At 71.1% G+C, this 23,347-nt stretch carries 17 protein-coding genes, 2 pseudogenes and 1 riboswitch; of the genes and pseudogenes, 12 read left to right on the top strand and 7 right to left on the bottom strand.

The window, feature by feature from the left end:
* The first annotated feature begins 51 nt into the window (after nucleotides 1-51).
* Complete coding sequence (locus CR938_RS07940) at nucleotides 52-2,130, top strand: bifunctional DedA family/phosphatase PAP2 family protein (protein WP_162124495.1); 2,079 nt, start codon at nucleotides 52-54, stop codon at nucleotides 2,128-2,130.
* Here the strand turns inward: CR938_RS07940 and CR938_RS07935 are convergent.
* The 3 genes from CR938_RS07935 to CR938_RS07925 are packed head-to-tail and all read right to left on the bottom strand — an operon-like array spanning nucleotide 2,045 to nucleotide 4,709.
* Nucleotides 2,045-2,632 (bottom strand): LON peptidase substrate-binding domain-containing protein, encoded by a 588-nt coding sequence (locus CR938_RS07935; RefSeq protein ID WP_246191015.1) that lies wholly within the window; start codon nucleotides 2,630-2,632, stop codon nucleotides 2,045-2,047. The genes CR938_RS07940 and CR938_RS07935 overlap by 86 nt on opposite strands.
* Before the next feature lie 55 nt (nucleotides 2,633-2,687).
* Complete coding sequence (gene mpl, locus CR938_RS07930; protein WP_162124494.1) at nucleotides 2,688-4,085, bottom strand: UDP-N-acetylmuramate:L-alanyl-gamma-D-glutamyl-meso-diaminopimelate ligase; 1,398 nt, start codon at nucleotides 4,083-4,085, stop codon at nucleotides 2,688-2,690.
* 60 nt (nucleotides 4,086-4,145) lie between these two features.
* Nucleotides 4,146-4,709, bottom strand: coding sequence for an adenylate kinase (locus CR938_RS07925; RefSeq protein WP_162124493.1), 564 nt, complete (start codon nucleotides 4,707-4,709; stop codon nucleotides 4,146-4,148).
* 145 nt (nucleotides 4,710-4,854) lie between these two features.
* Here CR938_RS07925 and CR938_RS07920 point away from each other — a divergent pair, with 145 nt between their 5' ends.
* Together CR938_RS07920 and CR938_RS07915 are read left to right on the top strand one after the other, a co-directional pair.
* A complete protein-coding gene (locus tag CR938_RS07920; protein WP_162124492.1) occupies nucleotides 4,855-6,111 on the top strand; it encodes a 6-phosphofructokinase in 1,257 nt (418 codons plus the stop codon).
* Nucleotides 6,112-6,119: 8 nt separating this feature from the next.
* Complete coding sequence (locus CR938_RS07915) at nucleotides 6,120-6,515, top strand: nuclear transport factor 2 family protein (protein ID WP_162124491.1); 396 nt, start codon at nucleotides 6,120-6,122, stop codon at nucleotides 6,513-6,515.
* Between the two features lie 6 nt (nucleotides 6,516-6,521).
* Here the strand turns inward: CR938_RS07915 and CR938_RS07910 are convergent, their stop codons facing one another.
* A complete protein-coding gene (locus tag CR938_RS07910) occupies nucleotides 6,522-7,091 on the bottom strand; it encodes a hypothetical protein (RefSeq protein ID WP_246191014.1) in 570 nt (189 codons plus the stop codon).
* 222 nt (nucleotides 7,092-7,313) lie between these two features.
* On the opposite strand from CR938_RS07910, the gene CR938_RS07905 reads away from it, so the two are divergent.
* From CR938_RS07905 to CR938_RS07885, 5 genes are all read left to right on the top strand, one after another.
* Complete coding sequence (locus CR938_RS07905) at nucleotides 7,314-9,341, top strand: sodium-translocating pyrophosphatase (protein WP_162124490.1); 2,028 nt, start codon at nucleotides 7,314-7,316, stop codon at nucleotides 9,339-9,341.
* A gap of 252 nt (nucleotides 9,342-9,593) precedes the next feature.
* Nucleotides 9,594-10,127: an inorganic diphosphatase gene (ppa, locus tag CR938_RS07900; protein WP_162124489.1), complete on the top strand. Its 534-nt coding sequence runs from the start codon at nucleotides 9,594-9,596 to the stop codon at nucleotides 10,125-10,127.
* Between the two features lie 180 nt (nucleotides 10,128-10,307).
* On the top strand, nucleotides 10,308-11,417 hold the full coding sequence (locus CR938_RS07895) for an HDOD domain-containing protein (protein ID WP_162124488.1): 1,110 nt from the start codon (nucleotides 10,308-10,310) through the stop codon (nucleotides 11,415-11,417).
* Between the two features lie 159 nt (nucleotides 11,418-11,576).
* Complete coding sequence (ggt, locus tag CR938_RS07890) at nucleotides 11,577-13,298, top strand: gamma-glutamyltransferase (protein ID WP_162124487.1); 1,722 nt, start codon at nucleotides 11,577-11,579, stop codon at nucleotides 13,296-13,298.
* A 111-nt stretch (nucleotides 13,299-13,409) separates the two neighbouring features.
* On the top strand, nucleotides 13,410-15,242 hold the full coding sequence (locus CR938_RS07885; RefSeq protein WP_162124486.1) for a methyl-accepting chemotaxis protein: 1,833 nt from the start codon (nucleotides 13,410-13,412) through the stop codon (nucleotides 15,240-15,242).
* On the opposite strand, the gene CR938_RS07880 is transcribed toward CR938_RS07885, so the two are convergent.
* Nucleotides 15,227-16,789, bottom strand: a complete 1,563-nt coding sequence (locus tag CR938_RS07880; RefSeq protein WP_162124485.1) for a BCCT family transporter — start codon at nucleotides 16,787-16,789, stop codon at nucleotides 15,227-15,229. The genes CR938_RS07885 and CR938_RS07880 overlap by 16 nt on opposite strands.
* A gap of 98 nt (nucleotides 16,790-16,887) precedes the next feature.
* Nucleotides 16,888-16,995, top strand: a riboswitch (TPP riboswitch).
* Nucleotides 16,996-17,105: 110 nt separating this feature from the next.
* Between CR938_RS07880 and thiC the strand changes: the two genes are divergently transcribed.
* The 3 genes and pseudogenes from thiC to CR938_RS14625 form a co-directional block, all read left to right on the top strand.
* The gene (thiC, locus tag CR938_RS07875; protein WP_162124484.1) at nucleotides 17,106-18,983 is read left to right on the top strand and encodes a phosphomethylpyrimidine synthase ThiC; all 1,878 of its coding nucleotides are present in this window, start codon (nucleotides 17,106-17,108) and stop codon (nucleotides 18,981-18,983) included.
* A gap of 177 nt (nucleotides 18,984-19,160) precedes the next feature.
* A pseudogene (locus CR938_RS07870) lies at nucleotides 19,161-19,472 on the top strand (integrase core domain-containing protein); the annotation flags it as partial.
* A gap of 38 nt (nucleotides 19,473-19,510) precedes the next feature.
* Nucleotides 19,511-19,690: pseudogene (locus tag CR938_RS14625) on the top strand (IS3 family transposase); the annotation flags it as partial.
* A 272-nt stretch (nucleotides 19,691-19,962) separates the two neighbouring features.
* Here CR938_RS14625 and CR938_RS07860 read toward each other — a convergent pair.
* Nucleotides 19,963-20,844, bottom strand: a complete 882-nt coding sequence (locus CR938_RS07860) for a 3-hydroxyacyl-CoA dehydrogenase (RefSeq protein WP_162124482.1) — start codon at nucleotides 20,842-20,844, stop codon at nucleotides 19,963-19,965.
* A complete protein-coding gene (locus CR938_RS07855) occupies nucleotides 20,841-22,628 on the bottom strand; it encodes an oleate hydratase (RefSeq protein WP_162124481.1) in 1,788 nt (595 codons plus the stop codon). Before CR938_RS07855 ends, CR938_RS07860 begins: the two co-directional genes overlap by 4 nt.
* A gap of 104 nt (nucleotides 22,629-22,732) precedes the next feature.
* Here CR938_RS07855 and CR938_RS07850 point away from each other — a divergent pair.
* Nucleotides 22,733-23,347: IS5 family transposase (locus CR938_RS07850; protein ID WP_162124480.1), on the top strand; the 615-nt coding region annotated here is incomplete at its 3' end.

The following is a 23,347-nucleotide window of genomic DNA, read 5'->3' as shown; positions in this document are numbered from 1 at the left end:
CCGGCGCCGCTTAAGCCGGGCGTCGGGAAGCGGCCCCTATAATCGCCGGCCATGAACTCCTGGATGGACGCCACGCTGGCGTGGATCGGCAACCACCCCGTCCTCGCCGGTCTGGCGATCCTGGCGATCGCCTTCTGCGACGCCCTGGTCATCGTCGGCGCGGTGGTGCCGGCCTTGCCCCTGCTGTTCGCCGTCGGCGTGCTGATCGGCCTGGGCGAGATCTCCGGGCCCTACGCGGTCGCCTGCGCCACCCTGGGCGCCTTCGCTGGCGACGGCCTGAGCTACTGGATCGGCCGGCGCTGGGGCGAGCGCCTGCGCGGGGTGTGGCCGTTCAGCCGCTACCCGCAGCTGCTGGACCGCGGCTACACGCTGTTCCGCCGCAACGCCTTCAAGAGCATCCTCATCGCCCGCTACGTCGGCGCGGTGCGTCCGTTCGTGCCGGCCATCGCCGGCATGTCCGGGATGCCGCTGCGGCGCTACGCCTTCGCCAGCGGCCTGGCCTGCCTGTCCTGGGGCGTGCTGTTCCTGGCCCCCGGCTGGGTGCTGGGCCATGCCTATGACGCGGTGGCGGCGGTGGCCGGGCACCTGGTGACGGTGCTGGCCCTGCTGCTGGTGGCGCTGGCCCTGGCCTGGGCGGTGGTGGTCTACACCTACGGCTGGTTCGCCGCGCACGCCGACGCCCTGCTGGCACGCGTGCTGGACTGGTCGCACCGGCACCCGGTGCTGGGCCGCTACTCGATCGCCCTGTTCGATCCCGGGCACCGCGAATCGGTGTCGCTGGCGCTGCTGGCCCTGCTGCTGCTGGGCATCGGCTGGGCCTGGTTCGCCCTGCTGCTGACCGTGGTCGGCCACGGCGAGCCGCTGGGCATCGACCTGGCGGTGCACCAGCTGATGCTGGGGCTGCGCAACCCGCTGGCCGACTACCCGCTGGCGGCGCTGGCCTCGCTGGGCGACTGGCCGGTGCTGGCCCCGGCCTGCGCGGCGGTGCTGGGCTACTTCATCTGGCGGCAGCGCTGGATGGCCGCCGCACACTGGCTGGCGGCGCTGGCCTTCGGCCTGGCCCTGACCTGGCTGCTGGGCACCACCGTGGAGGTGGTGCGGCCGCCGGGCGCCAGCAGCGGCTTCGGCTTCCCTTCCATCGCCGTGACCATGACCACCATCGCCTTCGGCTTCTTCGCCGTGCTGGTCGCGCGCGAGCTGCCCGGGCGCGACCGGGTCTGGCCCTACCTGGTCTCGGGCGTGGTGGTGACGCTGATCGGCTTCGCCCGCCTGTACCTGGGCGCGCACTGGCTCAGCGACGTGGTCGGCGGGATGCTGCTGGGCATCGTCTGGCTGCTGGTGCTGGGCATCGCCTACCGGCGCCGCTTCAACCGCTCGTTCTGGGTCAAGCCGGTGGCGGCGCTGTTCTACGGCGTGTTCGCGGTGGCCGCGCTGTGGTACGCGCCGCGCCACATTGAGGCCAAGCTGGCCAAGTTCGAGCCCCCGCCCCCGCCGCCCGTGGCGCAGGACATGGACGGGTGGTGGGACGGCGGCTGGCGGCGGCAGCCGGCGCGGCGCGCCGAGTTCGACGACGAGCTGCGCTGGCCGCTGGACGTGCAGGTGGCCGGGCCGCTGGCGCCGTTGCGGCAGCGCCTGGAGGCGCAGGGCTGGCGGGTGCAGCCGCAGGCGCGCTGGGAGCAGGCGCTGAACCTGCTGGACACCGACGCCACACCGGAGCAGGTGCCGGTGCTGCCGGCGACCCTGGAGGCACGTACCGAGGCGCTGCTGATGGTCCGCGAATCCAGCGTGCCCGGGAGACGCTACGCCCTGCGCCTGTGGCCCAGCGCGGTGCGCCTGGAGCCGGGCCAGGTGCCGCTGTGGATCGGCACCGCGCAGACCCTGCACTACACCGTCAGCTTCAACCTGATCGCCAGCTGGCGCCCGCAGCGCGACGCCGACCCGGCGCTGGCGCACGTGCTCGATGCGGTAGACGACCTGCCGCACGCGGTGCAGGCGCACCCGGAGACAGGCCTGCCGGTGCTGCGCCTGCGCACCGACGCGCCGCTCACACGTCCAGCCAGCCCAGCAGACGGTCCAGGCGCCGGTGCGGATCGTCCTCCTGCAGCAGCGCCAGGCGCTGCTCGTCGGTAAGCGGCAACAGCTCGGCCAGGCGCCAGCCGACCCAGTCGGCCTCCTCCAGCAGGCGCGGGTTGGCGCTGGCGTACTCGCCGCCGACCTTGTCCAGCAGCTCGCCCAGCAGCGTGCCCATGACCGCGTGCTCCGGACGCAGGCGCGCCGGCGCCGGTGACAGCGGGTCGCACCAGTTCACCTGGCCGACGAGCAGGCCGTTGTCGCGCACGCCGGTGCCAGTCACGTGGAAGCGGCGGCGGCCGCGCACGTGCAGGGTCAGCAGGCCGGCAGCGTCGGCACCGAAGTCCTCGATCAGCGCCTCCACGCCCCAGGCGGCCGGGGTGGCCGGCGCGCCGGTCTCCTCGCCATCCAGGATCAGGCACACGCCGAAGCCGGTGCCGCGCCGGCAGCAGTCGGACACCAGGTCCAGGTAGCGGCGCTCGAACACGCGCAGGCCCAGCGGCGCGCCGGGCAGCAGCACCGTATGCAGCGGGAACAGTGGCAGGGTCTGGACGTCGGTCACGGTGGCAACGGCAGGAACCCCGCGGCAGGGTAACCCCGCCGGCGCGGGCGCGGCGTCAATCCGCGAGCATGGCGGCGAAGCGGCGCGGCGCGCCGTCGAAGCCGCCGTTGGACATGAACACCACGTGGTCGCCGGCGCGCACGCGCTCGCGCAGCACCGCAAGCAGGGTGTCGGTGTCCGGCACGGGGCGGGCCTGGCCACGCACCGCGGCCCCCACCCTGCCGGCGTCCCAGGGCAGCTCCGGGCGGTGCAGGAACACCACCTCGTCGGCGCTGTCCAGCGACGGGGCCAGCGCGTCGGCGTGCGCGCCCAGGCGCATGGAATTGCTGCGCGGCTCCAGCGCCACCACGATGCGCGCCCCGCCCACCCGGGCACGCAGGCCCTCCAGGGTGGTGCGGATGGCGGTGGGATGGTGGGCGAAGTCGTCGTAAACGGTCACGCCGCCGGCCCGCGCCACCACCTCCAGGCGGCGCTTGACGCTACGGAAGCCGGCCAGCGCCGGCAGCACCTGCTCCGGCGCCACGCCCACCGCATGTGCGGCGGCCAGCGCGGCCAGCGCGTTCATCACGTTGTGCCGGCCCAGCAGCGGCCAGCGTGCGGTGCCGACCTCGCGGCCACGGTGCAGCACGGGGAAGGTGCTGCCGGCGGCGGCCAACAGGCGCGCACTCCAGTCGAAGCCGGCGCCGCCGTCAGCGCGCGGGATGGCCACCGGGCCGCCCTCGATGCCGAAGGTCTCCACCGGCGTCCAGCAGCCCATCGCCAGCACCTGCGCCAGGTGCGCGTCCTCGCCGTTGGCCACCAGCCGGCCGCGCCGCGGCACGGTGCGGACGAGGTGGTGGAACTGGCGCTGGATCGCGGCCAGGTCCGGGAAGATGTCGGCGTGGTCGTACTCGAGGTTGTTGAGGACGGCGACCAGCGGCCGGTAGTGGACGAACTTGCTGCGCTTGTCGAAGAAGGCGGTGTCGTACTCGTCGGCCTCGACCACGAACTCGGCGCCACCGCCCAGGCGGGCGGAGACGCCGAAGTCCTCGGCCACGCCGCCGATCAGGAAGCCGGGATCGCGCCCGGCCGCCTGCAGCAGGAAGGCCAGCAGGGTGGTGGTGGTGGTCTTGCCGTGGGTGCCGGCCACCGCCAGGGTGGTGCGGCCGGGCAGCACCCGCTCGGCCAGCCACTGCGCACCGGAGGTGTAGCGGCGGCCGTCGTCCAGCACCTGTTCCACCGCCGGGTTGCCACGCGAGAGCGCGTTGCCGATCACCACCTCATCGCAGTCGGCGGCGATGTGGGCCGGGTCGTAGCCCGGGTGCAGGGCGATGCCCAGCCGCTCCAACTGGGTGGACATGGGCGGGTAGACCGCCTGGTCGCTGCCCTCGACGGCCACGCCCATCTCGCGCGCCAGCGCGGCCACGCCGCCCATGAAGGTGCCGGCGATGCCGAGGATGTGGATCTTGCTCATGGGCAACCGTGGCCTGGGACGCGCGCGCCGGGCGGCGCGCGCAGGGGCGGAAGGCGCGGCCTACTTGCCCAGCGCCGCCAGGATGCGGGCGGTGATCTCGTCCATGCTGCCCACGCCGTCGATGCGGGTCAGCGTGCCGCGCTTCTCGTAGAAGCCGATCACCGGCGCGGTGGACTCCTCGTACACCTGCAGGCGCTTGCGCACCGCCTCCGGGTTGTCGTCGGCACGGCCCTCGGCCTGGGCACGGCCGGCGATGCGCTCGACCAGCAGGTCGGTGCCCACGTCCAGCTGCACCACCGCGTCCAGCGGCTGGCCGATCTTGGCCAGGAGACCGTCCAGGGCGTCGGCCTGGGCCAGGTTGCGCGGGTAGCCGTCGAGGATGAAGCCGCCGGCCACGTCGTCGCGGCCCAGGCGGGACTCGAGCATGCCCAGCAGGATGTCGTCGGAGACCAGCTCGCCGCGGGCCATGACCTCCTGGGCCTGCTTGCCCAGCTCGGTCCCGGCGGCGACCTCGGCGCGCAGCAGGTCGCCGGTGGAGATGTGGGGCACGCCCAGCTTTTCCTTCAGGCGCGCCGCCTGCGTTCCCTTGCCCGAACCGGGCGGGCCCAGAAGTACCAGTCGCATCGATTGCTCCTAGAGAAATGTTCCATTGCGGCCGGGGACGCTAGACTTCCCTCCCCGCCGTACGGCACCGCATCAATGCGGCGCAGCTTAACCCATCCGGCGGCGCTGTCCCAAAAACTGCCCAGTCCCCGAGGAGACCGGTTCCATGGCCCAAGGCACCCTGCTGTATGCCCAGTCCGGCGGCGTCACCGCCGTCATCAACGCCACCGCGGCCGGCGTGATCGCCGAAGCGCGCGCGCGCAGGATCAAGGTGCTGGCCGCCCGCAACGGCATCCTGGGCGCGCTGCGCGAGGACCTGATCGACACCAGCAAGGAGTCGGCGGCGGCGATCGCCGGCCTGGCCCAGACCCCGGGCGGCGCCTTCGGTTCCTGCCGTTACAAGCTCAAGTCCCTGGAGCAGGACCGTGCCAAGTACGAGCGCCTGCTGCAGGTGCTGCAGGCCCACGACGTGCGCTACTTCCTCTACAACGGCGGCAACGACTCGGCCGACACCGCCTGGAAGGTGTCGCAGCTGGCCAGGGAGTTCGGCTACCCGCTGACCTGCATCGGCGTGCCCAAGACCATCGACAACGACCTGGCGGTGACCGACACCTGCCCGGGCTTCGGCTCGGCCGCCAAGTACACCGCCGTGTCCGTGCGCGAGGCCGCGCTGGACGTGCAGGCCATGGCCGAGACCTCGACCCGCGTGTTCATCTACGAGGCCATGGGCCGCCACGCCGGCTGGCTGGCCGCCGCCGCCGGTCTGGCCGGGCAGTCGCCGGACGACGCCCCGCAGATCATCCTGTTCCCAGAGCGCCCGTACGACGAGGCCGAATTCCTGGCCCAGGTGGACAAGGTGGTGAAGAAGGTCGGCTGGTGCGTGGTGGTGGCCAGCGAGGGCATCCGCGACAAGGACGGCAAGTTCGTCGCCGACGCCGGCGGCGGCAAGGACGCCTTCGGCCACACCCAGCTGGGCGGCGTGGCCTCGTACCTGGCCGGCCGGGTCAAGGACGGCCTGGGCTACAAGGTGCACTGGACCCTGCCGGACTACCTGCAGCGTTCGGCCCGCCACGTGGCCTCCAAGACCGACTGGGAGCAGGCCCAGGCGGTGGGCAAGGCCGCGGTGCAGTACGCGCTCAAGGGCATGAACGCGGTGATGCCGGTGATCCAGCGCACCTCGTCCTCGCCGTACCGCTGGAAGATCGTGCCGGCGCCGCTGCACAAGGTGGCCAACCACGAGAAGAAGATGCCGGCCTCCTTCATCCGCAAGGACGGCTACGGCATCACCGCCAGGGCGCGCGAGTACCTGGCGCCGCTGGTGCGCGGCGAGGCCCCGCTGGCCTGGGACCGCGACGGCCTGCCCAGGTACGTGAGCCTGAAGAACGTGCCGGTGAAGAAGAAGCTGCCGGCCTGGGAGGGCTGAGAAGCAGCATGGCCGGCGACGGGCTGACCGCCTTGCTGGCCGCGCTGGAGGCGGAGCTGCACCACCCCGGCCGCGCCTGCACCCCGGCGCGGCTGGAGCAGCTGCTGCATCCGGACTTCCACGAGGTGGGCCGGTCGGGCAAGCGCTACGACCGGGCCACCGTGCTCGCCTTCCTCGCCGGCGGCCCGCCCCGCGACGGGATCCGCGCCGGCGGCTACCGCGCCCGGGCCCTGGCGCCGGACTGGGCCCTGCTGCACTACCACTCGTTCGAGGTGGACGCGGACGGGCGCCGCCGCCGCGGCGCGCTGCGCAGCTCGCTGTGGCACCGCGGCGCGGACGGGCAGTGGCGGCTGTTCTACCACCAGGGCACGTCGGTGGACGCCGACGCACTGCCGGCGGATTGAGCCGCCTCAGCAGCCGGCACCGGCCAGCTCCAGCTGCGCACTGAACTGCGGCAGCGCCGGCAACCGCCCGCTCCCGGCCTGCCGCCGCCCCTCCTCCAGGTACACCCGCGCCCGGCCCTGGCCGTCGCGCGCCGGTGCCTGTTCGGCCGGCTTGCGCCAGACCTTCACCACCGCCTCGTGCCCCGGGCAGCCGGCCCGGGGAATGCGGATCAGGTCGTTGAGAATCCAGCTGCCCCGGGCCGAAGGCCGGGCCACCGTCGCGTCCACGTACCGGGCCCGCGGCCGGCACTGGGGGGCCGTGGCCACGCTGCGCAGCCGGTAGGGCGCCTCCGCCTGGCCGGTGAACACGCCCTCCAGGCGGGTGCAGGCCTCCGGGATCTGGCGCACGGTATGCCCCGCGCCCACCGCCTGCGGCGAGCCCGGCGGGCGCTGGATCGCGGGTCCGGGCTCCTGCGCGCGCAGCGGCAGGACCGCCGCCGCCAGGGCGGCGAGGAAGGCCAGCAGCAGGGCCTGGCGGAAGATCGCGGCCTGTTCGCGGGCGCCGGCCCGGGGCGGGGACTTGCGGTTGCGGGACATCGCGCCTCCGGGTGTGGGGTGGCACAAGGTTGGCACCGCCCGCATGAACGGCTTGTGGCCTTGCACCCGCCGCAAGGCTCATACTCGGGGCAAGCTCCAGGGATGTCGAACACGGAAGACGCGCCTTGTCCGGGTCGTTCCAGTGGTTCCAGGCTCACCCCCGGCGTGTCTCCTCCGCTTCGTCCATCGCTGGGCGGGGGTCCATCAACCTTGGGAGGGGTCATGCTGGAACAACACGGTTTGGCGCTGGCCTTGGCCTGTGCCGTCCTCGCCATCCTCTACGGCCTGGTGTCCGCGCGCTGGATCCTGGCGCAGCCCTCGGGCAACGAGCGCATGCAGCAGATCGCCGCCGCGATCCAGGAAGGCGCGCGCGCCTACCTCAACCGCCAGTACCTGACCATCGCCATCGCCGGCGCGGTCCTGTTCGTGCTGGTGGGCCTGTTCCTGGGCTGGTTCACCGCCATCGGCTTCGCGGTGGGCGCACTGCTGTCCGGCGCGGCCGGCTACATCGGCATGAACGTGTCCGTGCGCGCCAACGTGCGCACCGCCGAGGCCGCGCGCCAGGGCCTGCGCCCGGCCATGGACGTGGCCTTCCGCGGCGGCGCCATCACCGGGATGCTGGTGGTCGGCCTGGGCCTGCTGGGCGTGGGCGGCTACTACTGGGTGCTGGGCCGGCTGGGCCTGGACCAGGCCGCCGCGCTGCACGCGCTGGTGGGCCTGGCCTTCGGCTCCTCGCTGATCTCCATCTTCGCGCGCCTGGGCGGTGGCATCTTCACCAAGGGCGCGGACGTGGGCGCGGACCTGGTGGGCAAGGTCGAGGCGGGCATCCCCGAGGACGACCCGCGCAACCCGGCAGTGATCGCCGACAACGTCGGCGACAACGTCGGCGACTGCGCGGGCATGGCCGCCGACCTGTTCGAGACCTACGCGGTCACGGTGATCGCCACCATGCTGCTGGGCGGGCTGATGGCCGCCGAGGTCGGTGCCAACGCGGTGCTGTATCCGCTGGTGCTGGGCGGTGCCTCGATCGTGGCGTCGATCATCGGCGCCTTCTTCGTCCGGGCGAAGGACGGCGGCTCGATCATGGGCGCCCTGTACAAGGGCGTGATCGTCTCCGGCGTGCTGGCCGCCATCGCCTTCTGGCCGATCACCACCGCGCTGATGGGTGACGGCCGGTACAGCGCCCCGGCGCTGTACGGCTGCGCCCTGATCGGCCTGGTGCTCACCGGCCTGATCGTGTGGATTACCGAGTACTACACCGGCACCCAGTACGGCCCGGTGCGGCACGTGGCGCAGGCCTCCACCACCGGCCACGGCACCAACATCATCGCCGGCCTGGGCGTGTCGATGAAATCCACGGCCATGCCGGTGGTGGCGGTGTGCCTGGCCATCTGGGGCGCGCACACGCTCGGCGGCCTGTACGGCATCGCCATCGCTGCCACGGCCATGCTGTCCATGGCCGGCATGGTGGTGGCGCTGGACGCCTACGGCCCGATCACCGACAACGCCGGCGGCATCGCCGAGATGAGCGAGCTGCCGCCGGAGGTGCGCGCGGTGACCGATCCGCTGGACGCGGTGGGCAACACCACCAAGGCGGTGACCAAGGGCTATGCCATCGGTTCGGCGGCGCTGGCCGCACTGGTGCTGTTCGCCGACTACACCCACAACCTTGAGGCGGCCAGGCCGGGCGTCGAGTTCGCGTTCGACCTTTCCGACCACCGCGTGATCATCGGCCTGCTGATCGGCGGCCTGATCCCGTACCTGTTCGGCGCGATGGCAATGGAGGCCGTGGGCCGCGCCGCCGGCAGCGTGGTGGAGGAGGTGCGCCGCCAGTTCCGCGAGATCGCCGGCATCATGACCGGCGAGGCCAAGCCGCAGTACGACCGCGCCGTGGACATGCTGACCAGGTCCGCGATCAAGGAAATGATCGTGCCCTCGCTGCTGCCGGTCGTCGTGCCGATCATCGTCGGCCTGCTGCTCGGGCCGGAGGCGCTGGGCGGCCTGCTGATCGGCACCATCGTCACCGGCCTGTTCGTGGCGATCTCGATGACCACCGGCGGCGGTGCCTGGGACAATGCCAAGAAGTACATCGAGGACGGCAACTTCGGCGGCAAGGGCTCGGAGGCGCACAAGGCCTCGGTCACCGGCGACACCGTCGGCGACCCCTACAAGGACACCGCGGGCCCGGCGATCAACCCGCTGATCAAGATCATCAACATCGTCGCCCTGCTGCTGGTGCCGCTGCTGTAACCGCACCCCCGGGTGCCGCGCAGCCCCGGCCCGCCCGGCCGGGGCTTCGTTTTGCCGGCTTCCGCGGTCCGTCCGCCGAAGCCGCCCGCGCGCTGCCGCATGCCCGCCGCCGGCAAGGTAGCGCTAACACCCCCTCGTCCCGATCGCCGGGCCTGGCCGCAGCCACAGCGCCGGCCAGGCGGGTTTGTGCGCCGCAGCAGCTGTCGGCGTAAAATGACCGGCCTTGTTCACGCACTTGCAACGGAGCACCACATGGGCCTCGACCAGGTCACTTCCGGGCGCAACCCGCCCGAGGAAATCAACGTCATCATCGAGATCCCGAAGGACTCGGAGCCGGTCAAGTACGAGGTGGACAAGGAAAGCGGCGCGATCTTCGTCGACCGCATCCTGTCCACGCCCATGCGCTATCCGTGCAACTACGGCTACGTGCCCAACACCCTGTGCGGCGACGGCGACCCGGCCGACGTGCTGGTGGTGCTGCCGCTGCCGCTGGTCCCGGGCTCGGTGGTGCGCTGCCGCCCGGTCGGCGTGCTGCGCATGACCGACGAGGCCGGCAGCGACGAGAAGATCCTGGCCGTGCCGGTGCCGAAGATCTTCGCAGGCTACGCCCACGTGGACGACATTTCCAAGGTGTCCCAGCACTGGCTGGAGCGCATCGGCCACTTCTTCGAGCACTACAAGGACCTGGAGAAGGGCAAGTGGGTCAAGATCCAGGGCTGGGGTGGCGCCGAGGAGGCGCGCCAGCTGCTGCGCGAGGCCATCGAGCGCGCCGCCGCCAAGGCCTGATCCGCTTCCGCCGGGCGGCGTGCGCGCCGCCCGGTTCCGTGCCGGAACTGGCGCACAGTTCCGCAAACGCCTGCACCGGCGCGGCGCGGATGTGCTCAACTTTCCACGGCGGCTACCGATAGCGACTGTGCCGGACCGCGGCCGGGGCCGCGCGTCCGTTTCCTTCCTCCGGAGGTGTTCGTGCGCATCCTGTTCGTCGGCGACGAGGCCGCTTTCCCGACCGACCTGATCGAGCTGGTCTCGGACATGGGGCCGGACTGGCAGGTCGAGGTCTGCCCCGATGCCAGCGCCGCCATGGTCCGCGCCGCCGCCGGTCCGCTGGACGTGGTGCTCTCCGCCCCCACCCTGTCCGACCTGCCGCCGGCCACCCTGCTGGGCCAGATCCGCACCCTCCGCCCGGAGGCCTCCCGCATCGCCGTTATCGAGAGCCGCGGCATCCCCTCGGCCCGGATCATCGGCCTGGCGCACCGCTTCCTGCCCGCGCCGCTGGCCCCGGAGGTGGTGCTGGAGGCGGTCGGCAGCCTGGAGGAACTGCGCGAGCTGCTGGACAACCCGGCGCTGGGCCAGCGCATCGGTCGTGTGGAGCAGCTGCCGCCGCCGCCGCAGCTGTACCTGCGCCTGATGAGCGCCCTGGAGGCCGATGACGCGACCAGCGCGGCCGACATCGCCCGCCTGGTGGCCGCTGACCCGGCCATCGCCGCCAAGGTGCTGCAGCTGTGCAACTCGGCCTACTTCTCCAGCGGCCGCACCATCACCGACCTGCGCACCGCGGTGACCCGCCTGGGCATCGCCACCCTGCGCGACCTGGTCCTGGCCTGCGAGGTGTTCTCCCTGCCGGGCACCAGCACCGTGGACCGCGCGCAGCTGCAGCAGCGCGCGCTGCTGGCCTCGAAGCTGGCCAAGCGCATGCTGCCCGAATCCTGCTCCGAGCTGGGCGCCCCCGCCGCGCTGCTGGCCGACATCGGCCTGCTGCTGCCGGGCGTGCGCGACGAGCGCCACCCGCGCGCCGACGGCGACGAGCGCCCCGGCCACGCCGAGGCCGGCGCCTACCTGCTGGGCCTGTGGGGCCTGCCCATGCCGATCATCGAGGCGGTGGCCTTCCACCGCACGCCCGCCCGTTCCAGCACACGCAGCTTCTGGGTCACCGGCGCGGTGCACGTGGCCATGGCCCTGGCCGGCGGCGAGGAGCCGGACGAGGACTACCTGGCGCGCACCGGCGTGCTGCCGCGCCTGGCCGAGTGGCGCGGCCAAGCCAGCGCCATGCTCGACCAGGCCGCCCTGGTCGACTGAACCGGCGCCAGGGCCGTGCCGGGGATACCCGGCACGGCTTCGCACACCCGCCGTCCCTGCGATGCCCGCGGCCCTACCGCGCCGGCGCGGCGCGGTACGGATAGCGGGCGAAGATGTCGGCCATCGCCGCATCGATCCTGGCGCCGCGCTGACCTGCCCATGCCCGTCCGCTTCCTTCTTCTGTTCTGCGCCGCGCTGCTGCCGGCTTTGGCCGACGCCGCCGACCGCGTCACCGGCCACGCCTTCGCCACACGCTCGGAGGTGATCGCCCCGCACGCGATGGCCGCCACCTCGCATCCGCTGGCCACCCAGATCGCCCTGGACGTGATGAAGCAGGGCGGCTCGGCGGTGGACGCGGCGATCGCCGCCAACGCCGCGCTGGGCTTGATGGAGCCGACCGGCTGCGGCATCGGCGGCGACCTGTTCGCCATCGTCTGGGACCCGAAGACGCGCCGGCTGTACGGCTACAACGGCTCCGGACGCTCGCCGCGCTCGCTGACCCTGGAGGAGTTCCGCCGCCGCGGCCTGACCGACATTCCGTCGCACGGCCCGTTGCCGGTGTCCGTGCCCGGCGCGGTGGACGCCTGGTTCGCCCTGCACGAGCGCCTCGGCCGCCGGCCGATGGCGGCCAACCTGGCCCCGGCGATCCACTATGCGCGCAAGGGCCATCCGGTGCACGAGGTGATCGCCCACTACTGGGAAGGCTCGGTGCCGCGCCTGGCGCAGTACCCGGGCTTCGCCGAGCAGTTCACCATCGACGGCCGCGCGCCGCGCAAGGGCGAGCTGTGGCGCAACCCCAACCTGGCCGACACGCTGGAGAAGATCGCCCGCGGCGGCCGCGACGCCTTCTACAAGGGCCAGATCGCCCGTGCGATCGACGCCTACATGAAGGCCAACGGCGGCTTCCTGTCCTACGAGGACCTGGCCGCGCACCAGGGCGAGTGGGTCGAGCCGGTGTCGGTGAACTACCGCGGCTACGACGTGTGGGAGCTGCCGCCCAACAGCCAGGGCATCGCCGCGTTGCAGATGCTCAACATCCTGGAGGGTTTCGACTTCTCGAAGATCCCGTTCGGCTCGGCCGAGCACGTGCATCTGTTCGTGGAGGCCAAGAAGCTGGCCTTCGCCGACCGCGCCCGCTTCTACGCCGACCCGGATTTCGGGAAGGTGCCGCTGGACTGGCTGCTGTCGAAGGAGTACGCGGCGCAGCGGCGCGCGCTGATCTCGCCCGACCGCGCCCTGCGCGAGGTGCAGCCGGGCACGCCGCCGGAGCTGGAGGAGGGCGACACCATCTACCTGACCACCGCCGACGCCGACGGCATGATGGTCTCGCTGATCCAGTCCAACTACCGCGGCATGGGCAGCGGCATGGCCCCGCACGGCCTGGGCTTCATCCTGCAGGACCGCGGCGAGATGTTCGTGCTGGAGGGCTGCGACACCGGGCCGGCGCATCCCAACTGCTACGCGTCGGGCAAGCGCCCGTTCCAGACCATCATCCCGGCTTTCATCACCAGGGACGGCAAGCCCTGGGTGAGCTTTGGCGTGATGGGCGGGGCCATGCAGCCGCAGGGGCACGTGCAGATCGTGATGAACCTGGTGGACTTCGGCATGAACCTGCAGGAGGCCGGTGACGCGCCGCGCATCCAGCACGAGGGCTCCACCGACCCGACCGGCGCGGCCACGCCCATGCGCGACGGCGGCGAGGTCAACCTGGAGACCGGTTTTTCCTGGGAGACGGTGCGCGCGCTGATGCGCAAGGGGCACCGGGTCACCTTCGCCGACGGCCCCTATGGCGGCTACCAGGCCATCGCCCGCGATCCGGATACCGGCGTGTACTTCGGCGCCTCGGAGAGCCGCAAGGACGGCCAGGCCGCCGGCTACTGACCGGCCGGGCCGCCACCGGTCGGCCGGTGCCGCTGCGACACCGGCCGGCGCCTTCATTTCCGCCGCCGGATGCCGCTAGATTGGTGACAGCTGCGGGAAGGAGGGGATCCCATGGCGTCGATCGAGACCGAGCTGCCCGGGCCGGGCGCGCCTGCGGTGGCGGCACTGCCGGACGCGCCCGTGGCGCTGCTGCGCCTGGGCGCGGACGGCCACCTGGTGGCGGCCAACCGGGCCGCCTGCGAACTGCTGGGACTGGACGCGGGGCGGCTGCCCTCCGCGCGCGAGGGCCTGTGGGGCCTGGACCCGGCCGTGCTGGGCGAGGAAGGCGTGTGGACCCCGCCGGACGGCGATGCGGCCCGCCGCGTCCGCTACCGCCGCGACGGCGAGGGCTGGGTGCTGTCGCTGCCACATGCCGAAACCGCCGCGCTGCTGGATGAACTGGAACGGCTGGTCACGGGGAGCGACCCGGCCGGCGTGTCGCATCCGCTGCTGGCGCACCTGGCGCGGCGGCTGGGGGAGGCCGCCGCGGCGCAGCGGCTGCTGACCCTGGCCCACGACGGCCTGGCCGGCTGCGACCTGGCCCTGGAGCTTCCGCCCGCGGAGGCCGGCCCGCCCGCCGGCCGGCGCCTGGCCGCCGGCTTCGGCAACCTCGCCGAGGCCATCCGCCAGGCGGTCGCGCTGTCGGAGCAGATCGCGCAGGCGGTGCCGCAGGTGGTGAGCGAGAACGACGAGCTGGCCCGCCAGTCGCAGGCCCAGGCGCGGGCGCTGGACTCGGGGCGCGAGGCCAGCCGCCGCCTGCTGGAGGACCTGCAGCAGGTGCGCGGCGAGCTGGACGGCGTGCGCGCGGTGGCGGCCAGTGCCGATGCCGACGCGCGCCGCGGCGGCGAGGGGGCGCGCCCCCTGGCCGGGGCCATGCAGGAGATCGAGCGCCGCATCGCCCGCGCCGGCGAGGTGATCGAGATGATCGACTCGGTGGCCTTCAAGACCAACATCCTGTCGATCAATGCCGGCATCGAGGCCGCCCACGCCGGCGCGGCCGGGCGCGGCTTCGCGGTGGTGGCCGCCGAGATCCGCCGCCTGGCCGAGCACACGGCCGCCGCCGCGCGCGACGTGCGCACGATCGTGGACGACGCGATGAAGGCGCTGGGCCAGGGCGTGACCTCGGCCGAGCAGACCCGGGAGGTGCTGGCCGGGGTGAGCGGCACGTTGCAGCGCGCCGGCGCGGCCATGGAGCAGGTCGCCGGCCGCGTGGCCGCGCAGGGCGCGGAGGTGGCGGCGATCGACCGCGCGGTGGAGGACGTGGTGGCGCTGAGCCACAGCAACCTCGAGCACGCCGCCCGCGTGGCCGAGCGCAGCGAGGCGCTGGGCCAGGGCGTGGCCACGCTGCACGACTGCGTGGGCCTGTTCCGCCTGCCACCCGATCCCATGCGCGAACCGCGCCACGCGCGCGTGCGCGCACTGGCCACCGACGCCGCCGCGCGCATCGGCCAGGCACTGGCCGACGCGGTCCGCCGCGGCGAGACGACTGGCGAGGCGCTGTTCTCGCGCGAGTACACGCCGATCCCCGGCATCGACCCGCCCAAGTACCGCACCGCCTTCGACGCGCTGTGCGACCGCCTGCTGCCGCCGCTGCAGGAGCCGGTGGTGGAGGCGCACCCGTGGATCGTGTTCGCCATCTGTGCCAACCCGGACGGCTACGTGCCCACTCACAACCGCCGCTACTGCCAGCCGCTGACCGGCGACCGCGCCCGCGACTTGGTCGGCAACCGCACCAAGCGCATCTTCTCCGACCGGGTGGGGCGCAGCGTGGGCGCGCACACCGACCCGTACCGCCTGCAGGTCTACCGCCGCGACACCGGCCAGATCATGTTCGATCTGTCGGTGCCGATCTTCGTGGCCGGCCGCCACTGGGGCGGGTTCCGCATCGGCTATTCCCTGGAGTAGGGCGGCGGCGCCGGGCCGCGCGTGCGGTGCGGCCCGTAGACCCAGTGCTCCAGGGCGTGGCGCAGCGCCTGCGCGCGGCGCCGGCGCACGGCCCGCGCGTGGGCGAGGGTGCGGTACAGGGCCAGGATCACCAGCACCAGCAGCAGCGCGAACGGCAGGGCCGAGATCGTGACCAGGCCCTGCAGCGCGTCCAGGCCGCCGGCCAGCAGCAGCGCCGCGGCCACCACGGCGATGGCCGCGCCCCAGGCGAGGCGGCGCAGCGGCGGCGGATCGCCCGCCTGTTCGCTGGACATGCTGGCCAGCACCAGCACCGCGGAGTCGGCGGAGGTGATGAAGAAGACCACCAGAAGCACCACGGCCAGGACGCTCAGCAGCGTGCTGCCGGGCAGCTGCGCGAACACGGCGAACAGCACGTCCTGGTAGCCGCCCTCCAGCACCGGTTGCAGGTCGGTGGCGAACAGCTGCTGCCACAGCGTGGTGCCGCCGAACACCGCGAACCAGGCGAAGCCCACCAGACTGGGTGCCAGCACCGTGCCGGTGACGAACTCGCGGATGGTGCGGCCGTAGGACACCCGGGCGATGAACGTGCCCACGAACGGCGCCCACGAGATCCACCAGGCCCAGTAGAAGATCGTCCACTCGCTGACCCAGGCGCTGCCGGAGAACGGCGACATGCGCAGGCTCATGCCCACCAGCCGGTCCAGGTAGTCGCCCAGGGCGTTGGTGAACACGTCGAACAGGAACGCGGTCGGCCCCAGCGCCAGCACCACCAGCATCAGCAGTGCGGCCAGGGCCAGGTTGAAGCTGGACAGCCACTTGATGCCGCGCTCCACGCCGCTGAGGCTGGATGCCATGTACAGCACGAAGGCCACGGCGATCACCGCCAGCTGCATGCCGGTGCCGGCGGGCGTGCCGAACACCGTGCGCAGGCCGGCGACGATCTGCAGCGCGCCGAAGCCGAGCGTGGTGGCCACGCCGATGGCGGTGGCCACCACCGCGGCGATGTCCACGCAGCGGCCGGCCCAGCCGCGGTGGTGGCGGCCGAGCACCGGCTGCAGCAGGTCGCTGAGCTGGCCGCGGCCGCGGCGGTTGTACTGGAACCAGGCCATCGCCAGGCCGATCAGGGCGTAGATGGCCCACGGGTGCAGGCCCCAGTGGAAGTAGGCGTAGCGCATGGCCGCGCGCGCGGCCGGCATGCTGGCCGGCTGCAGCCCTTCGGGCGGATTGAGGTAGTGCGACAGCGGTTCGGCCGCGCCCCAGAACACCAGGCCGATACCCATGCCCGCGGCGAACAGCATCGCCAGCCAGCTGCCGTAGGAGAACCGGGGTTCGGCATCCTCGCCGCCGATGCGCAGCTCGCCCAGGCTGCCGAAGGCCAGGTAGAGCATGAACACCAGGGTGGCGAACACCACCAGCAGGTACAGCCAGCCGGTGTTGGCCAGCATGCCGGCCAGCAGGCCGTCCACGGCCGCGCCGAAGCGCGCCGGTGCCAGGCCCGCGGCGCCGGCCAGCAGGATGATCAGCAGGAACGAGATGCGGAAGACCATGCCGTTTCCCCGGCGACGATGGCCCGCAGTCTAGCAGCGGGCCGCGCCGCGCCCGTGGAGGCGGGGCCGGCACGCGGCCGCGCACTGTGGTTCAATAGCCGCCGAAGCGGGGGTACCGCGCGCGCCGGCACGGGCGCACGGTTGAGACAGTCCCTTCGAACCTGATCCGGTTAATACCGGCGTAGGGAAGCTTCGCAGGACGGGATGGGTCCGTCCTGTGTCCGCCCGCTTCGGGCGACGCCGGCACGCCGTCGCGTGCCGCCGTCGCCGTTGGCCCGCAGCCCGCTGCGGTTTCCCCCAACCGGACGGACACGCCATGAACGCCAATCCCGCCACGCTGCTGCAGCAGACCGCGCAACTCTCCGAATCTGTGACCCGGCCGATCCCGGGCTCGCGCAAGATCTACGTGCCCGGGTCGCGCCCGGACCTGCGGGTGCCCATGCGCGAGATCGCGCAGACCCGCACGCCCACCGTGTTCGGCGGGGAGGACAATCCGCCGGTCACCGTGTACGACACCTCCGGCCCGTACACCGATCCGGAGGCGCGCATCGACCTGGCCGCCGGGCTGCCGCCGCTGCGCGCGCGCTGGATCGACGAGCGCGGCGACACCGTGGAACTGCCCGCGCTGACCTCGGAATTCGGGCGCGCGCGCGAGCAGGATCCGAAGCTGGACGCGGTGCGCTTCCCCAACCGCCGCCTGCCGCGCCGGGCGAGGCCCGGTGCCAATGTCACCCAGATGCACTACGCGCGCCGCGGCATCATCACCCCGGAGATGGAATTCGTCGCCATCCGCGAGAACCAGCGCCTGGAGATAGTGCGCGACGCCGGCCTGCTGTCCCAGCACGCCGGCGAAAGCTTCGGCGCCAGCATCCCGAAGGTGATCACGCCGGAGTTCGTGCGCGACGAGATCGCCCGCGGCCGCGCCATCCTGCCGTGCAACATCAACCATCCGGAAAGCGAGCCGATGATCATCGGCCGCAACTTCCTGACCAAGATCAACGCCAACATCGGCAACTCCGCGGTGTCCTCCGGCATCGCCGAGGAGGTGGAGAAGCTGGTGTGGGCCATCCGCTGGGGCGCGGACACGGTGATGGACCTGTCCACCGGCAGGCACATCCACGAGACCCGCGAGTGGATCATTCGCAACTCGCCGGTGCCGATCGGCACCGTGCCGATCTACCAGGCGCTGGAGAAGGTGGATGGCCGCGCCGAGGAGCTGAGCTGGGAGATCTTCCGCGACACGCTCGTCGAGCAGGCCGAGCAGGGCGTGGACTACTTCACCATCCACGCCGGCGTGCTGCTGCGCTACATCCCGCTGACCGCCAGGCGCGTGACCGGCATCGTCAGCCGTGGCGGCTCGATCATGGCCAAGTGGTGCCTGGCCCACCACCGCGAGAACTTCCTCTACACCCACTTCGAGGAGATCTGCGAGATCATGAAGGCCTACGACGTGGCCTTCTCCCTGGGCGACGGTCTGCGCCCGGGCAGCATCGCCGACGCCAACGACGCGGCCCAGTTCGCCGAGCTGGAGACCCTGGGCGAGCTGACGAAGATCGCCTGGAAGCACGACGTGCAGGTGATGATCGAAGGCCCCGGCCACGTGCCCATGCAGCTGATCAGGGAGAACGTGGACAGGCAGCTGCGCGAGTGCGGCGAGGCGCCCTTCTATACCCTGGGCCCGCTGACCACCGACATCGCCCCCGGCTACGACCACATCACCTCGGCAATCGGCGCGGCGATGATCGGCTGGTTCGGCACGGCCATGCTCTGCTACGTGACCCCGAAGGAGCACCTGGGCCTGCCCAACCGCCAGGACGTGCGCGACGGCATCATGGCCTACAAGATCGCCGCCCATGCCGCCGACCTGGCCAAGGGCCACCCCGGCGCGCAGGTGCGCGACAACGCCCTGAGCAAGGCCCGCTTCGAGTTCCGCTGGGAGGATCAGTTCCACCTGGGCCTGGATCCGGAGAAGGCGCGCGAGTTCCACGACGAGACCCTGCCCAAGGAGGCGCACAAGCTGGCGCACTTCTGCTCCATGTGCGGCCCGCACTTCTGCTCGATGAAGATCACCCAGGACGTGCGCGACTACGCCGCCGCGCAGGGCGTGGACGAGCGCACCGCGCTGGAGCTGGGCATGGCCGAGAAGTCGGAGCAGTTCCGCCGGCAGGGCGGCCGGGTTTACCAGGCCGGGTAAAAAAGCGGCCTGGTCGCGGCCGCCCCGTGGCGACGCGGCCAGGCCCACGACGCCGTAAAGGCGCCGGGCCGTACTCGGAGAGACCTGATGTGGTGTTCCGGCCCGGCGGCAGTATGGGGACGCGCGCCGCGCGCGCGTTAATCCCAGCTGGAGCGGTGGATTTGCGCGGTTTGCCGGTCCGACCGCGGATCGCAATACGTGTCGATCCGCTACAGCGAGCGGCTGGCCGAGGCCGGGATCGAGCCGTCGGTGGGCAGCGTGGGCGACAGCTACGACAACGCGCTGGCCGAGACGATCAACGGGCTGTACAAGGGCGAGGTGATCCATCGGCAGGCGTGGCGCAACCGCGAACAGGTGGAACTGGCCACGCTGGACTGGGTGCACTGGTACAACCACAAGCGACTGCCGGGGCCGATCGGGCACATCCCGCCAGCAGAAGCCGAAGCGGCTTACTATCGGCAACAACCCGGTCAGGCCAAGGCGGCCTGACTCAAACCAAATGGCCTCCAAGAAAGCCGAGGCGGTTCAAGAAGGTCTATCGCCTGTATCGCGAGGCAAACCTGGCCGTGCGCCGCCGCAAGAAGGCCCGCAGGCCGTCCGTCGAGCGCCAGGCACTGTCTGCGGCTGCCTCGCCCAATGCCGTCTGGAGCATGGACTTCGTCAGCGACGCGCTGGCCAATGGTCGCCGGCTGAAGTGCCTGACCGTCGCCCCCTGCGTATAGCCGGCACGCGTGCAGACGGCGCGCAGCGACAGCGCTGGGATCGAGTGCTCCACGATCAGCGCCTCGGCGGCATCCAGCAGCGCCGCGCGCGTGCGGGCCTGCGATTCACTGCGGTTGAGCGGACGTGCGTGGCGTTGGGCTTGGCTCACGGCCGGCTCCGGCGCGACGGGGCGGCAGTATGCCACCGCCTTGCACAGGACGCCGTCAGCGTGCGGTGACCGTTCCCGACGGAGCACGCACGGGCGGTGGACATGGCGTCAATCATCGTAGAAGCCACCCCCCGCACCGGCGCCCAGGCGACCCTTGTCGATGTAGTTCACCTTGAGATATTCGGCCCAGCCCTGCGTTGCGGGATTTGCGCTTGCGATGTTGTACGCCGTGCGCAGGCCGACAATGTCGTAGATCTGGAACGGCCCCAGCTTGGCGCCGGTCCCGATTCGCCAGGTCTTGTCGATGTCCTCCGGACTCGCCACACCTTTCAACAACAAGGCGGCGGCCGCGTTGAGCAACGGCACCAGCAGCGAATTCAGCACGTAACCTGGCTGCTCCTTGTGCAGTCGGATCGGTTCCATGCCGATTTCCGCAGCGAAGCGCGCCACCTGCTCGAACACCTCAGGATCGGTCTGCGGCGTACCCATCACTTCCGCTGTGTTGTGGCGCCAGATGTGATTGGCGAAATGCAACGCCAGGAACTTCTCCGGCCGGCCCGTCACATCCGCGAGTGCACTGGGCAGCAGCGTGGAGGAGTTGGTGGCGAAGATGGTGCCTTCGCGCGCCAGCCTGGCGAGTTCGGCATAGACTGATCGCTTGAGTTCCAGCTTCTCCGGCACCGCTTCAATTACCAGGTCCGCGTCGCGCACGGCCTGCGCAAGGTCGCTGCTCAGTGCGATGGCCGCCGCGACCCTGGTGGTCGCCTCGGGCGTCGTCCCCGGCAGGTCGGCGGCATATGTCTGAGCCAATCGCGTCAGGGCGTCGCGGGCACGCTCCAGCGCTGCTGCGTCAATGTCGTACGCCGTGACGCTCTTGCCGTGAAAGGCGCACTGGAAGGCGATCTGCGCGCCGAGCACGCCAGTGCCCAGCACGGTCACCCGCTGCAGGCCGGAGGGCGAGGCGACGGTCTTTGTGGTGTCCTGTGTCATGTTCGTGCGTCCTCCCCGGCCAGCAGGCCGGCGTCGTGGAGCAATGCACCGATCTCGGTGCGGTCGAGCCTGGCCAACAGGCGGTCGCGCAGGAACGACGGGCCCGGCAACGCCAATTCTTCGCCATCGCGCAGCCGGTGCAGTGCATCCAGCAGGGTGCGGATGTCGTAGGTGGAATTGAACACTTCCGGCACGCCGCGTTCAATGCCCAACAGCGTGTAGACCGCTTCCATCGGCGTGCGCACCGAGTACTCGGTGGTGAAGATACAGTCGCGTTGCTTCGACTCCGCGAACTGGCCGATGAATGCGAAGTTCACAGCGCCCGCTGGCACCACGTCAGGGCGATCACCGGCTTGACGCGGCATGAAGAAGGCGGTGATGTACGGCATCATCACCGGCACGGTGTTGGCTCCCGTGGCTGCAAGCTCCGCGATGTTCTCAACCGGCACACCCATGTGATACAGCCATTCCTGGGTGATTTCCTCGCCGGTGCAGTCCTGCATCGGCTTCTTGACGTAATCCCCCGGCACGTCCACGAACAGGCCATAGAGCCAGATCACGACCTGGTCCTTGGGCTGCTTCTTGAAGTGCGGCTGGCGGTTCACCGTCCAGCTCAGCAGCCAGCTGGAATCCTTGACGGTGACAATCCCGCCGGTCACCACCTTGCCGCTGAACGGGTCGCGCTTGGCGATCTTCTCGATGTACTTCGGGATGCGCGCGTCCAGCGTGGTGATGGTGGCGGATTCCCATTTGGTCTCCGGAATGTGCGTGCAGAACACGTCGGGCCGCCCAAACGACGGATCCTTGGCCGCGATGCGCCGCCACAGATCCCAAGCCGGTGCCGGGCCTTCGTCCAGCAGCGCCGCGGTCTTGTGGTCGCCCTCGTTGCTGTTTTCCACCAGCGAGCCGATGGTGATGAACAACAGGTCATCGGGGCCGAGTGCCATGCCACCGGGCTGGCCGTCGCGGTTCCAGTGGATGCGCGTGGCCTGCTTGCGTCCGTTGGTGGCATCGATGTCGAAATCGATATCTGTCACCTCGGTGCGGTACTGGAACACCACGCCCTGGTCCTTCAACCACTTCACCAATGGCAGCACCAGCGATTCGTACTGGTTGAAGCGGGTGAACTTCAACGCGGAAAGATCCGGCAGACCGCCGATGTGGTGGATGAAGCGGTGCAGATAGAGCTTCATTTCCAGCGCCGAATGCCACTCTTGGAACGCGAACATGGTGCGCCAGTACATCCAGAAGTTGCTGGCGAAGAAGTCCTCACCGAACACCTCGTTGATGCGCTTGTTCTCCATCTCCTCGCGCGTGGCCATGAAGACCTTGAGCAAGTCCTTCTGCGCGGCCTTGCTGAGCGTGAACTTGCCCAGGTCGGGCGCAGGCTTGCCCCGTTCGATGGTGGCGCGCTGCAGGGAGAAATTGGGGTCGTCCTTGTTCAGCCAGTAGAACTCGTCGAGCACGCTGGCCCCCTCGACTTCCAGCGACGGAATGCTGCGGAACAGATCCCACAGGCATTCGAAATGGTCCTCCATCTCGCGGCCGCCGCGGATCACGAAGCCCTTGTCCGGCTTCTCAAGTCCATCCAGTGCGCCGCCCGGCACGTCGGTGCGTTCCAGGATGGTGATGCGCTCGCCCGGCATCTGGCCATCGCGGATCAGGAAGGCGGCGCCGGCCAGCGAGGCCAGGCCGGAGCCGACGAACCATGCGGATTTGCCGTCGACCCCGTCTGGCTTGCGCGGGCGGGCGAAGGCTTCGTAATTGCCACTGCTGTAATACATGTACGGACTCCAGTCGGGGAAGTTCAAGGTCATCGATCTAGGGAAGGTCTGAACAACTCCGCCCGATTGCGCGACAATGCCTCACCGTGATCGGGGTGAGTGCGATGCAGCTGTCGTTCGGTGATGCCGAGGGTCTGGGGAGCCGCAAGCGCACGCGGCGCGAGGTGTTTTTGGCGGAGATGGAGCAGGTGGTGCCGTGGCAGGCGCTGCTGGGTCTGATCGAGCCGCACTACCCGAAGATGGGCCGTCCCGGTCGCCAGCCCTATCCGTTGGCGACGATGCTGCGCATCCACTTCCTGCAGCAGTGGTATGCGCTCAGCGACCCGGCGATGGAAGAAGCCTTGTACGACACGCCGGTGATGCGCCGCTTCGCGCAGTTGGGCGGGCTTGCCGACATCCCGGACGAGACGACGATCCTCAACTTCCGCCGGCTGTTGGAGACGCACGGGCTGGCCGAGAAGCTCTTCGAGCAGGTCAACGCCCATCTTCAGCGCAAGGGCCTGAGCCTGCGCAGTGGCACGATCGTGGATGCCACGATCATCAGTGCGCCGAGCTCGACCAAGAACAAGGCGGGCGAGCGCGATCCGGCGATGCACCAGACCAAGAAGGGCAACCAGTGGTTCTTCGGGATGAAGGCGCACATCGGCGTGGATGACGCGTCCGGTCTGGTGCACCACGTGGAATGCACGGCGGCGAACGTGGCCGACGTGACGCAGGTG

The organism is Pseudoxanthomonas taiwanensis, from assembly GCF_010093135.1.
Lineage (GTDB): Bacteria > Pseudomonadota > Gammaproteobacteria > Xanthomonadales > Xanthomonadaceae > Pseudoxanthomonas > Pseudoxanthomonas taiwanensis.
This window is presented reverse-complemented; position numbering and strand designations above follow the sequence as displayed.

Excerpts from the sequence above, each read along its gene's own strand:
- CR938_RS07940 (WP_162124495.1), top strand. The coding sequence starts at position 52 with ATGAACTCCTGGATGGACGCCACGCTGGCGTGGATCGGCAACCACCCC.
- mpl (WP_162124494.1), bottom strand. The coding sequence starts at position 4,085 with ATGAGCAAGATCCACATCCTCGGCATCGCCGGCACCTTCATGGGCGGC.
- CR938_RS07925 (WP_162124493.1), bottom strand. The coding sequence starts at position 4,709 with ATGCGACTGGTACTTCTGGGCCCGCCCGGTTCGGGCAAGGGAACGCAG.
- CR938_RS07920 (WP_162124492.1), top strand. The coding sequence starts at position 4,855 with ATGGCCCAAGGCACCCTGCTGTATGCCCAGTCCGGCGGCGTCACCGCC.
- CR938_RS07915 (WP_162124491.1), top strand. The coding sequence starts at position 6,120 with ATGGCCGGCGACGGGCTGACCGCCTTGCTGGCCGCGCTGGAGGCGGAG.
- CR938_RS07910 (WP_246191014.1), bottom strand. The coding sequence starts at position 7,091 with ATGTCCCGCAACCGCAAGTCCCCGCCCCGGGCCGGCGCCCGCGAACAG.
- CR938_RS07905 (WP_162124490.1), top strand. The coding sequence starts at position 7,314 with ATGCTGGAACAACACGGTTTGGCGCTGGCCTTGGCCTGTGCCGTCCTC.
- ppa (WP_162124489.1), top strand. The coding sequence starts at position 9,594 with ATGGGCCTCGACCAGGTCACTTCCGGGCGCAACCCGCCCGAGGAAATC.
- ggt (WP_162124487.1), top strand. The coding sequence starts at position 11,577 with ATGCCCGTCCGCTTCCTTCTTCTGTTCTGCGCCGCGCTGCTGCCGGCT.
- CR938_RS07885 (WP_162124486.1), top strand. The coding sequence starts at position 13,410 with ATGGCGTCGATCGAGACCGAGCTGCCCGGGCCGGGCGCGCCTGCGGTG.
- CR938_RS07880 (WP_162124485.1), bottom strand. The coding sequence starts at position 16,789 with ATGGTCTTCCGCATCTCGTTCCTGCTGATCATCCTGCTGGCCGGCGCC.
- thiC (WP_162124484.1), top strand. The coding sequence starts at position 17,106 with ATGAACGCCAATCCCGCCACGCTGCTGCAGCAGACCGCGCAACTCTCC.
- CR938_RS07860 (WP_162124482.1), bottom strand. The coding sequence starts at position 20,844 with ATGACACAGGACACCACAAAGACCGTCGCCTCGCCCTCCGGCCTGCAG.
- CR938_RS07855 (WP_162124481.1), bottom strand. The coding sequence starts at position 22,628 with ATGTATTACAGCAGTGGCAATTACGAAGCCTTCGCCCGCCCGCGCAAG.